Origin of the sequence: Burkholderia sp. BCC1972 (genome assembly GCF_905339605.1) — a bacterium.
In the GTDB taxonomy this organism is placed as follows: domain Bacteria; phylum Pseudomonadota; class Gammaproteobacteria; order Burkholderiales; family Burkholderiaceae; genus Burkholderia.
On record NZ_CAJPGH010000031.1, the window covers coordinates 82,294 to 93,668 of the forward strand.

Sequence of the window (11,375 nt, forward strand, 5' to 3'; positions counted from 1 at the left end):
GCGGCGTCGCGTTCCATTCTGTCAGCCCTGTTTCCCGATGGCGTTGCTGTGGGGCGTTGCTCGCCCGTTCGACTGCGCGCCCGATGGCGCGGCCAGTCGCCGGAGTATCGCATAACCGTTTCGCGGATTCGCAGGTGCCGGCCGGCCGCTGACACTGCCTGACAGTGTGCCGCCGGCGCTCCGCTAGAATGCCGGGTTGGTCGCCGCCGCTTGACGCGGCCGGCGCTTCGCGCGCTACACTGCGCCATGCCACTCCCGCTCAACCTTCCATCCTGCCGACGATGACGTCTCCTGTCCTGAACGGCCTGCGCATCGGTATCACGATCGGGTTGCGTGCCCCCGACGAAAGCCTGTGGATCAACGGCATCAAGCAGAACGCGCTGTTTCTCGCGAAGCTGCTGATGGCGTCGCCGCACGGCTACCGCGTGACGCTGGTCAACACCACCGACGTGCCGCTTACCGATGCGCTGCCGTGGGATCGCAACGTGTACGACACGCGTGCGTTCGCCGACATGAAGGATGCGCTCGACGTCGTGATCGAGCTGGGCGGGCAGATCAACGGCGAGCAGACGGCCTACCTGAAAGCGCGCGGCGCGAAGCTCGTCAGCTACTGCTGCGGTGTCGAGTACATCAACGCGATGGAGTCGATGCTGTTCGGCCGCCGGCTGTGGGATTCGCTGTTCATCAATCGCGGCTACGACGAGGTGTGGGCGATTCCGCAGATCGCGCCGTCGTCGCTGCCGTTCCTGCAGTCGCTGCGCCGCTGCCCGGGGCGCGTCGTGCCGTTCGTGTGGGATCCGATGTTCCTGAGCGCACGCGCGCAGACGTTGCCCGAGCACGGCGAATATCGGCCGCGCAGCGAGCCCGGCAAGCGGCTGACGGTGATGGAGCCGAACCACAACGTCGTGAAGTTCTGCGTGTATCCGATGCTGATCATCGACGAAGCGTATCGGCGCGACCCCGACGCGATCTGCTTCGCGCACGTAACGAACGCCGATCGCCTCGCGCACGACAGCCCCGAGTTCGTGATGCTGATGAATTATCTCGACATCGTGCGCGCGGGCAAGGCGAGCTTCGTCGGGCGCTTCGACACGCCGCTGTTCCTGGCCGACCTGACCGACATCGTCGTGTCACACCAATGGTCGAACCCGCTGAACTACTTCTATTTCGACGTGTGCTGGCAAGGCTATCCGCTCGTGCACAACGCGAGCCTCGCCCCCGATCTCGGCTACTACTACCCGGACAACGACGTGCAGCAGGGCGCCGACGCGCTGCTGCGTGCGCTGCATACGCACGACGACGACTGGGAAGCGTACACGCGGCGCCAGCGCGAGATCCTCGGCCGCTATACGTCGGCGAATCCGGCGCTCGTCGCCGAATACGACGGGCTGCTCGCGAACCTGATCGGCGCGCCGGTCGCGTAAGGCCCGATTTTCCGCGGCGCATGATCATTGCGCCGCCGGCCGCCATCGGGATTGTCCCGCCCTCATGTCTGACGAAATAATGCCGTTAAAAAAAGAAACCGCCGAACCCGATCGGTTCGACGGTTTTGAAGGCACGAAATTGACGGCTCCGAGGGAAGTCCGTCGGAAATAATTTTATAGGTTAACAAGTCTTTAAGATTGTTAAAGATGTTTCAATTAATAATCATCATATAAATGAAACTTGATATGATTGATTCATCTCAATCGATTCCGTTTTTAGATTAGTTAATATCGTTTGAAACGCGAAAATTGAATGCTGCGGCGATCGAATGATGTGCGGCGACCGATTTTCAGTGGCTGGCGGCCCGAGTCGTGGGCCTTTGCCGTGAGCCCGCGCACCCAAGGCGGGCGGTGCTTCATGGGCGTGCATTCGTCTGATTAATTAACGATTTTCCCATTTGTAGTGCCGTGTATCGCGAAAGAAATCGATTCGCATAAAGCGGTCTCGGTGGTGAAAATAAACGATCAGGATTCGTGGTTCCGTACTTTGTGTTGTGTGACCTGTCGCACTGTCGGCACGGTCCGCGCATGGTGTATTTGCAGTAACCGAATATCGTTGAAAATATCGAATTTGACGGCGCGCCGAAGCGAACAGTACGCTCCCGGAAAAAATCGACATAACAGGATGGGCCGGGTAGGCGGCGGAGCGCGTCAGGGTCGGTTTGCTCCGCATGTTTGTTGAGGTCGAGCCGCGATCGGCGGCTCGCCATTTGCCGGAGCACCGGATGAATGCGGTCGAAGCTCGCCTGGAGGCGAATCGGGAAGTGAATCGTGACGAGATCGATCTCGTGTTCGGCGCTCCCGACGATCATGCCGATCTCGCATCGGTACGCAGTTTCGTGGAAAGCCGGCTCGGGTTCGCGCATGAACCGGTGTGCCGGGCCGACCTGTCGGGCGGCGTGCTGTACCAGGAGCGCCTGGCGCGGTTGCGGTGGGGCGAGCGCGATGCGCTGCCGCCGCTTGCCTTCCTGCCGCGCCTCGAGGCGCTCGGGCTGATGCGCTGGTTCGACCGGCTCGTGGTCGGCCGGACGATCGACGCGCTGCGCGCCGATCCGGCCGCGATTTACGGGTGCAACGTCGCGGCTGCGAGCGCGGTCGTCGACGACGCGTGGCTGGCGATCTTCAGGCGGCTCGAGCGCGAGCCGTCGGTGGCGGCGCGGCTGGTGGTCGAGATCACCGAGACGGGGCCGCTGAACCCCGTCGCGGGCCGGTCGTTCGTGAACCGCTTCCAGCAGGCCGGTTGCCGGATCGCGATCGACGATTTCGGCGTCGGCTTCAGCGCATTGAACAATCTGGTGGTCGGCAATCCCGACATCGTGAAGCTCGACCGGTCGATCCTGTCGATGATCAAGCGCAACGCGATCGGGCGCTACCAGTTCCGCAGGCTGATCGCGTTCGCGCACGAAGGCGCGCGGCACGTCGTCGTCGAAGGCGTGGAGAGCGAGATGGACCGGCAGATCATCGTGGATGCCGGCGTTGCATGGGCGCAGGGCATCCGCTTTTCATGGCGGTCGCCGGCCGCCGCGTGACGGCGTGAAAACGGGCACGGCGGGACGAATCGCAAAGGGGTGTGGCATGGCGGGGACGAAGGCCGGAGTCGGAACGGGCACGCAGGCAACCGATGCGCGCGACCTCGTCGCGCTCGCCGAGTTGGCCGACATGCTGCGGCAACTGGGCGCCGAGTCGACCGATGTGCCGATCGACGTCGCACCGTATCTCGACGGCCTGAAAGCCGTCGCACGCGGTATCCAGCGGATGAAACCGCTCGATGCCAACGACCGCGAGCTGGCCGCGCGACACTATTACGCGGGCGTCATCGCCGGCGCGTGCGGCGACGATTCGGCGATCGCGCGCGGCGTGTCCGACAGCCTCGCCAGGCAAGCCGGCAGCGTAAGCGGGCAGGCGCTACGTCGTTTTGGCGTGCTCGCCCGCATGGGACGGCGGCATGGCCGCGTGTTCGCCGCGCAAAGCGGCGATCGCGTGCTGGTGTAGCGCAGCCGGCGCGCGTCCGAAGGGGCGGTCAGCCGAGCGCGCGGCCGGCGAACAGCGTCTGGATCTGCTCGGAGTATGCGCGGACGTTGTGCTCGGCGAGCGTGTCGACCTGGTGCAGGCAGCGGCGGGCCGCGGCCGCGTAGTCGTCGAGCCGCGCGTCGTGCGTCTGCGCGGCGGTCGCGATCGCGCGTGCCGCATCGAAGATCTCGAAGTCCGGGTAGTAGTAGCCGACGTCACGCAGGAACGGCGAGTTGTGCACGAGCGGGTAGTTGCCGTACAGCGCGTCGTACAGCAGGTAGTTGAGGCCGTTTTCCCAGTGGTGCGACACGACGATGTCGGTGTGATGCGCGGCCCATGCGACGAACGGCGCGCGCACGTCGGCGGTCGCCTTGCCGTCGCGCACCATCTCGAGCCCGAGCGCGAGATGCTTGAAGGCGACGTTTTCCTTCTTGTCGAACGTGTTGGTCATGTACACGTGCTCGACGAGCTCCGGGTGTTCGACGTAGCACGCGTTCGCGGCGAGCATCGGCACGATCGCGCTTTTCACGACGTTCAGGTTCGGCTCGAAGAACGCGATGCGCTTGGCCGGGCCGTGGTTGCGGTAGCCGAAGCGCGCCTTCAGTTCAGGGTCGGCGTCGAGGCTGCGCTCGATGAAATACGGTGACCAGATGTGCGGCAGTTCGATCACCGGCGCGCGATACACGGCCTGGAAATAGGCCGCGCACGTGTGCATGTGCTGCGGGTTGGTCCAGATCTCGTCGAACTGCACGCGGTGCGGGTTCGGCCGCCAGTCGTTCTTCTCGAAGTTGATCGTCTCGACCGCGATCACGTAGTCGTTGCCGAAGCGATACGACACGCACTTGCCGCCGCGCTGGCGCACGACGTCCGTGTGCGACGGATCGACGAACGCATTCATCTCGATCAGCAGGTCGGTCTGGTGGACGACGGCCGACAGCGGCCGCAGCGCGTCGCCGAACGCGTCCATCATCAGCGCCTGCGGATACTCGGTGATGCCGTTGTCGTGTGCAAGCCAGACCTCGCCGATCAGCGGCGACTGCTTCAGCAGCATGTACAGGTACACGCAGTGCTGGTTCGCGCCGTTGTACCAGATCGACTGCGTCGCGTCGCGCTGCACGTTCATCGTAATCGCGACATTGAGTTTCATCGGATCGGCTCCGTGGGGCGGGCGGCGCGCGGCTTATTGCGCGAAGTTTTGCGACTGGCGCGGCACGTAGCCCGTCAGGTGCCAGCGGCCGTCGTCCTCGAGGCGGAAGCTCAGCTTCTCGAACACCGTGGAGCCGCTCGTCAGCGTCGTCGCGTAATCGACGTTCGCGTAGAGCCCGTCGGGCATCCCCGGCGTACGTTCGTAGCGGATGCGCGTCACTTGCGCCCAGCCGCGATGGCTGACCGCGCCGACCGACTGGCGTGCATGCTGCATGTCGGCCGCGAACTGGTCCTGCTTGATGCGCGCTTTCACGAACGCGGCGGCGTCGGTCCACACCGCGCCGTACTGGCCGGCGTCGAGCTGCTTGAACACGGCATCCGAGTTGCGGAGCAGCGTGTCGGCCGATTCGCCGGCGGCTTGCGCGTGCGCACCGATCGCGATCGAAGCGGCGGCGCAGCCGATCAGCCATTTGGCGCGGGTGAGGAGCGGGCGTGCGGTCATGTCGGAGTCCGTAAAGGGCGGCGCGTCACGCGTCGCGATAGAGGGAAGCGATCGCGTCCGTGTAGGCCGCGACATTCTCGGGGTTGTAGATGCTGACCGAATCGAGCACGTGCTTCGACTGCTCGCGATAGGCGTCGAGATTCGCGTCGTGCTCGTCGAACGCCTGCAGCAGCGCGCGGCCGCCGGCCTGGCAGTCGAAGTCCGGATAGAAATACCCGGCCTTGCCGAGGAACGGCGAGTTGTGGATCAGCGGATAGTCGCCGTACAGCAGCTCGTAGTACAGGTAGTTCTGCGCGTTTTCCCACGTGTGCGATACCACCGCATCGCCGTACGCAGCCATGAACTCGTACACCGCATAGCGGCTTTCGAACGTCGTGACGCCGTGGTTCACGATGTCGAGGCTCTTCGCGAAGTGGACGAACGTCGCATGTTCCTTCAGGTGGATCGTGTTGCACACGCGCACGAACTCGAGGAACCTCGGATTGGCGCGGTACGCCTCTTCCGTGACCAGCATCGGGATGACGCTTGTCTTCACCATGCAGATATTCGGTTCGAACATCGTCACGCGCCAGCGCGGCTTGCCGGGCTGATAGCCGAACGTCAGGCCGGCGCCGAGCGTCGCGCGCGCCTTGTCGAACAGCATCGGATGCCAGATGTGCGGGACGATCGTGACGGGCGCGCGCAGGCCGGTCTGGTAATAGTGCAGGCACGAGCGCTCGAACTCGGGAATCGTCCACACAGCGTCGTACGGCGCGCCCGAGAACAGGAAGCCCGACGGCTTGTCGAACATCGCGCGTTCGATGTCGATCACGTAGTCGTTGCCGACCCGCATCGTGACGACCTTGCCGCCGCGGTCGCGGAACGCGCGCAGGTAGTCCGCGCCGAACTGCGCGCTCATCTCGATCAGCACGTCGCAGCGCTCGAGCGCTTCGTCCATCGACAGCAGCGGCACGTCCCACTCGCCGAGCATCATCTGCGGGTCGGCAACCTGCTCGCCGCCGTTCACCATCACGGCTTCCGCGACGAGCGGCGACTGGCGCAACAGCAGGATCAGCAGCAGGCAGTTCTGGAAGATGCCGTTTTCCCACAGCGACTGGCCGGCGCCGCGCACGAACAGCGACACGCCGACGACGAGACGCTTGCCCTCGCCGGGCGCTTGACGGGCATTGGAGTCCGACATGCGTATGCTCCGGTTCAGGCGACCAGACGCGAGACAAACGCGTCGAGGTTCGCGGGGTTGTCGATCGAGACCGACTGCAGCAGCCGGCCGGCTTTCGTGCGGTAGTCGTCGAGGCGTTCGTCGTGATGCAGCCACGCGTCGAGCAGCGCGCGGCCGCCCGCGGCGGCGTCGAAATCCGGGTAGTAATAGCCGGCGTCGCCGATCAGCGTCGAGTTGTGGATCAGCGGATAGCCGCCGTACAGCACGTCGTAATACAGATAGTTCTGCCCGTTTTCCCAGTGGTGCGACACGACCGCATCCGCGTGGCGCGCCATGAAGCCCGGCAGGTCGAGGCGCGGTTCGAAGGTCGCCTTGTGCTGGCGGACGAGATCGAGGCTGTTCGCGAAGTGCACGAAGGTCGGATGCTCCTTCATGTGCATCGCGTTGACGACGAACATGTGCTGCACCGCGTCCGGCCGCGCGCGGTAGAACTCGTCGCACGCGAGCATCGGGTAGTGGCAGGACTTGGCGACCGAGATGTTCGGTTCGAGCATCGCGAGGCGCCACGGGCGGGCGCCGGGCTGATAGCCGAACGTCGCACCTTCGCCGGCGATCACGGCGACGCGGCGCTCGAGGAAGTACGGCGACCAGATGTGCGGCATCAGATGGACGGGCGCACGCAGGATGGTCTGCAGCATCGGCGCGGCGGTCTTGTCGTATTGCGGCAGCAGCCATACTTCGTCGAACGGCGCGCCGTTGAACACATGTCCCGACGGTTTCCCGAAGATCGGCGTTTCGCACAGGCCCGCATAGACGTGCCCGCAGAAGAACGCGGCGATCTTCTTGCCGAGTGCCTTCATGTGCCGGAGCCATTCGACCGGCAGCTGCGCGCCCATTTCGATCACGACGTCGAGTTCGTGCGTGACGTCGGCGGGTTTCACGAGCGGGATGTCGAGGCCGTCGAGTTCGAGGCCGGCCGGCAGCGCGTTCGCATCGCCGCCGTTCAGGAAATAGACGGGGCCGACGCGATCCGAGCGCTTGAGCATCATCGCGAGGAACGCGATGTTCTGGTGAATGCCGTTTTCCCAGATCGCCTGGCCGTCGCGCGCAAACAGCGAGATGCCGACAGCCGGCCGTTGCTTGCGGGTGCCGCCCGCGGCGGCTTCATTGATGTCCGTCACCGGTTGGTTTCCTCTGCGGCGTCGTGCGTCCGGGCATCGCGTCGAGCGTCTGGCCCGGAAGCGGCGCGCCGTGGGTTGTCATGGTTGGATTCGCGCCGGTGCGTCGCGGCACGCGAATCGGACGACGAGGTTCGCGAGGGCGGCAGCCGGATTCCGGCGTGTCGTCGGGCGCGCTTGGCGCGCGATTCGGGCAGGCTGCCCCGGCGACTGTCTGCGGCGATTGTGGCATGGAAATCGCCGGTTTTGGCAGGACGTGACGAACTTTGACATCCCCGCCGGCCCACGGGAGCGGGGCGCCGGCGTTGCGGCGCCCGCGTTGTCCGGCGCGCCGCTGGCGGCCTGCCGGATCGGCCGCCGCAGGTGCGGCGGCCGGCTGCTCAGTGCTGCAGCCGGATTTCGACGCGGCGGTTGCTCGCGCGGCCTTCGGGCGTCGCGTTCGATGCGACCGGATCGGCCTTGCCGCGGCCCGACACCGTCATCGAGTCGGTCTTCAGGCCGTGTGCCTTCAGATAGGCGGCGACCGATTCGGCGCGGCGCTTCGACAGCGCGAGGTTGTAGTCGTCGCTGCCCACCGAGTCGGTGAAGCCGGTGACCGACACCTGCGAGTACGCGTGGTCCTTGCGCTCGTTCAGCAGCCGGTCGAGCGATTCGCGCGCGGTCGGCGCGAGCGTCGCGTGATCGGTGGCGAACAGCGCGTCGCCCGACAGGCTTACCTGTTCGACGGTGGCGGTTGCCGGTGCGGCGGCCGAGGCCGCTTCGGCAGGCGCCGCGCCGCACTGGAAGACCAGCATGGCCGGATCGGATTTGTCGCGCAGCGCGCGGGCCGAATCGACGGTACGCACGGGCTGGTCGCCGCAGATCTTGCGGGCGGCCTTCATGCAGGTCTGCGGGCCCGACAGCAGGCCGTGGCAGTCCACCTGGAACGTGCGCACGCCGTCGCGCGGCTGCAGTTCGGAGGCGCTGAAGGTCGGGCCGGAGGCGGTCGAGCACGCGGCGAGGGCCGTTGCGGAAAGCGCGAGCGCAAGAGCGAGTTTGTTCACGGTGACGTCCTTAAAGCTTGGGTTGACCGGGCCCGCCGCAGGGTGTGCGGCGGGCCCGTCCTGCTGTCGGGGCCGCGGGCCGTCCGGCGGGCGAGCCGGGCGGCGGGCGGCGCGACGCGTTACTTCCACTGGTACAGCATGCCGGCGCCGATCACCTTCTGACCGCCGCTGAAGCCGCCGTTGATCGACGCCTTCAGGTTCTCCGTGATGCGCGCCTGCATGTTGACCGCCATCGCCTTCTGGCCGAGGAAGGTCGACGTGCCCACGCCCATCCCGAAGTTGGCGTCGCGATCGAGCTGCGGGATCGACGCCATCGCGCCGACGGCCGCGATACCCTGCTTCGCCATCTGGTCGGTCTGCTGCAGTTGCGAACCCAACGAGTTGATCTGCGCCTGCTGGCCCGACAGTGCCGTCGACAGCGTCGTCTGCACCTGCGTCAGCTGGTTCACGTTCACCGCGTCGGTGCCTTGCGTACCCGGCGCGACGTTCGTGATCTGGCGCTGCTGCTGGTCGCTGCCGACCGACACCACGTTCGAGCGACCGCCGTCCGTCGAATTCGCGCCGATCGCCACCGAGTTCGAGCCGGCGGTGACCACCGGAAGGTCGTTGCCCTTGCCGTTCATGTCGGCCGCGACGCCGTTGTTGTTCGCCGTACGCGTCGTGTTGTTGTTGATCGTCGTCGACAGCGAGTTCAGCGTGTTGTTGATGTTCGTCACGCCGGTCGACAGCGACGCCACGTTGCTGTTCGTCGTGCTCAGGCCGGTGGACAGCGAACCGATGCCCGTCGAGGTCGACGTCGACAGCGAGTTGACGTTGCTGTTCGTCGTGCTGAGGCCCGTCGACAGCGAGTTGATCGCGGTCGAGGTCGACGTGGACAGCGACGCCACGTTGCTGTTCGTCGCGCTCAGGCCGGTCGACAGCGAGTTGATGCCGGTCGACAGCGACGAGACGTTCGACGCGGTGGACGTCGACAGCGTGTTGATCGCATTGTTCGTCGCGTTCAGCTGGCTGCCGTTGATCGCGTCCGTGCTCGAAGCCGAGATCCGGCCCGCGGCGACGTTCGTGACCTGGCGTTCCTGGCCCGGTGCGCCGACGCTGACCACGCCTACCGGCGAGCTGCCCGCGAAGGAGTACGTGACGCCGCCGATCGTGGCGCCCGAGGTGCCGACTGCCGCAGCCGTGACCGAGTTGGCGCCGAGTGCGATCGAGTTCGCGACGTTCGCTTGCGCGTTCGTGCCGAAGGCGAGCGCATCGGCGGCCGTGGCCTTGGCAGCCGAGCCGTAGGCCTGTGCGCCGGTGGCGCTGGCCGTGGCCTGGCTGCCCAGCGCGATCGTGTTGTCCGCGGTGGCCTGGTTCGAGCTGCCGAGGGCGAGCGCGCTGGCGCCGGTTGCCGTGTTCGCGTTGCCGAGCGCCACTGCGCCGTTGCCGGTCGCCGTGTCGTTCGCGCCCAACGCCACTGCGCCAGTGCCCGTCGCGATGCTCGGGTCGCCGATCGCGACCGCGCCGTCGCCGGATGCCGTGTTGCCGGAGCCGATCGATACCGCCTTGCCGCCCGTTGCCGATGCGTTCTGGCCGATCGCGACTGCGCCCGCCGACTGCGCGTTCGAGCCGTCGCCGACTGCCACGCTGCTGGCGCCTGCCGCGCTGGCGTTCACGCCGGCGGCGAGGGCGTTGGTGCCGGTGGCGCCCGTGTTGTCGTAGTTGGCTTGCTGCACGCCGTTGTCGTTGACGCTGTAGTAGTGCGTCTTCGCGGCGTTGATCGCGGTCGAGGTCGAGGTGGACAGCGACGACACCGAGCTGTTGGTGCTGCTCAGGCCGGTGGACAGCGAGCCGATGCCGGTCGAAGTCGAGGTCGACAGGGACAGGATCGTGCTGTTGGTCGAGCTCAGACCGGTCGACAACGAGTTGATGCCCGTCGAAGTCGACGTGGACAGCGAGGTGATCGAGCTGTTGGCCGAGGACAGGCCGGTCGACGTGGAAGTCGACAGCGAGCTGATCGAGCTGTTGGCGGACGACAGGCCCGTCGACGTGGAGGTCGACAGAGACGACACCGAGCTGTTCGTGCTGCTCAGGCCGGTCGACAGCGAGTTGATGCCGGTCGAGGCCGAGGTGGACAGCGAGGTGATGGAGCTATTCGCCGACGACAAGCCCGTCGACGTTGAGGTCGACAGCGACGACACCGAGCTGTTCGTGCTGCTCAGGCCGGTAGACAACGAGTTGATGCCAGTCGACGTCGACGTCGACAGCGACGTGATCGAGCTGTTGGCCGACGACAGGCCGGTCGACGTGGAAGTCGACAGGGACGTGATCGAGCTGTTAGCCGACGACAAGCCGGTCGAAGTCGAAGTCGACAGCGAGGTGATCGAGCTGTTCGCCGAGGACAGGCCGGTTGACGTGGAGGTCGACAGCGAGGTGATCGAGCTGTTGGCGGACGAGAGGCCCGTCGACGTCGAGGTCGACAGCGAATCGATCGAGCTGTTCGCCGACGACAGGCCGGTCGACGTGGAGGTCGACAGCGAGGTGATCGAGCTGTTTGCCGACGACAGGCCCGTCGAGGTCGACGTGGACAGCGAGGTGATCGAGCTGTTAGCCGACGACAGGCCGGTCGAAGTCGACGTGGACAGCGACGTGATCGAGCTGTTGGCCGACGACAGACCGGTCGAAGTCGAGGTCGACAGCGACGTGATCGAGCTGTTAGCCGACGACAGGCCCGTCGAGGTCGACGTGGACAGCGACGTGATCGAGCTGTTGGCCGAGGACAGACCCGTCGACGTGGAGGTCGACAGCGACGTGATCGAGCTGTTGGCTGACGACAGACCCGTCGAAGTCGAGGTGGACAGGGACGTGATCGAG

At 65.8% G+C, this 11,375-nt stretch carries 9 protein-coding genes; 3 read left to right on the forward strand and 6 right to left on the reverse strand.

All coding sequences use genetic code 11. The annotated features are described in order from the left end of the window. The first annotated feature begins 281 nt into the window (after positions 1 to 281). From U5798_RS31845 to U5798_RS31855, 3 genes are all read left to right on the forward strand, one after another. Positions 282 to 1,424, forward strand: a complete 1,143-nt coding sequence (locus U5798_RS31845; protein ID WP_322084309.1) for a DUF2827 domain-containing protein — start codon at positions 282 to 284, stop codon at positions 1,422 to 1,424. Between the two features lie 785 nt (positions 1,425 to 2,209). After that, a complete protein-coding gene (locus U5798_RS31850) occupies positions 2,210 to 3,013 on the forward strand; it encodes an EAL domain-containing protein (RefSeq protein ID WP_322084310.1) in 804 nt (267 codons plus the stop codon). Positions 3,014 to 3,059: 46 nt separating this feature from the next. Further along, positions 3,060 to 3,476, forward strand: a complete 417-nt coding sequence (locus U5798_RS31855; protein WP_124456226.1) for a hypothetical protein — start codon at positions 3,060 to 3,062, stop codon at positions 3,474 to 3,476. Positions 3,477 to 3,504: 28 nt separating this feature from the next. On the opposite strand, the gene U5798_RS31860 is transcribed toward U5798_RS31855, so the two are convergent. The 6 genes from U5798_RS31860 to U5798_RS31885 form a co-directional block, all read right to left on the reverse strand. Further along, the gene (locus tag U5798_RS31860; protein WP_124456225.1) at positions 3,505 to 4,641 is read right to left on the reverse strand and encodes a DUF2827 family protein; all 1,137 of its coding nucleotides are present in this window, start codon (positions 4,639 to 4,641) and stop codon (positions 3,505 to 3,507) included. A 33-nt stretch (positions 4,642 to 4,674) separates the two neighbouring features. Then, entirely contained in the window at positions 4,675 to 5,142 is a 468-nt protein-coding gene (locus U5798_RS31865; RefSeq protein ID WP_322084311.1) for a DUF4019 domain-containing protein, read from the reverse strand. A gap of 25 nt (positions 5,143 to 5,167) precedes the next feature. Further along, positions 5,168 to 6,322, reverse strand: a complete 1,155-nt coding sequence (locus U5798_RS31870) for a DUF2827 domain-containing protein (protein WP_124456223.1) — start codon at positions 6,320 to 6,322, stop codon at positions 5,168 to 5,170. Positions 6,323 to 6,336: 14 nt separating this feature from the next. Further along, the gene (locus U5798_RS31875) at positions 6,337 to 7,482 is read right to left on the reverse strand and encodes a DUF2827 domain-containing protein (RefSeq protein ID WP_124456222.1); all 1,146 of its coding nucleotides are present in this window, start codon (positions 7,480 to 7,482) and stop codon (positions 6,337 to 6,339) included. A gap of 377 nt (positions 7,483 to 7,859) precedes the next feature. After that, complete coding sequence (locus U5798_RS31880) at positions 7,860 to 8,522, reverse strand: OmpA family protein (RefSeq protein ID WP_322084312.1); 663 nt, start codon at positions 8,520 to 8,522, stop codon at positions 7,860 to 7,862. 119 nt (positions 8,523 to 8,641) lie between these two features. Further along, positions 8,642 to 11,375 (reverse strand): YadA family autotransporter adhesin (locus U5798_RS31885; protein ID WP_322084313.1); only part of this gene is annotated, 2,734 nt, incomplete at its 5' end.

What these genes read in the sequence shown, in the direction of transcription:
- U5798_RS31845 (WP_322084309.1), top strand. Translation starts at nt 282, where the DNA reads ATGACGTCTCCTGTCCTGAACGGCCTGCGCATCGGTATCACGATCGGG.
- U5798_RS31850 (WP_322084310.1), top strand. Translation starts at nt 2,210, where the DNA reads ATGAATGCGGTCGAAGCTCGCCTGGAGGCGAATCGGGAAGTGAATCGT.
- U5798_RS31855 (WP_124456226.1), top strand. Translation starts at nt 3,060, where the DNA reads ATGGCGGGGACGAAGGCCGGAGTCGGAACGGGCACGCAGGCAACCGAT.
- U5798_RS31860 (WP_124456225.1), bottom strand. Translation starts at nt 4,641, where the DNA reads ATGAAACTCAATGTCGCGATTACGATGAACGTGCAGCGCGACGCGACG.
- U5798_RS31865 (WP_322084311.1), bottom strand. Translation starts at nt 5,142, where the DNA reads ATGACCGCACGCCCGCTCCTCACCCGCGCCAAATGGCTGATCGGCTGC.
- U5798_RS31870 (WP_124456223.1), bottom strand. Translation starts at nt 6,322, where the DNA reads ATGTCGGACTCCAATGCCCGTCAAGCGCCCGGCGAGGGCAAGCGTCTC.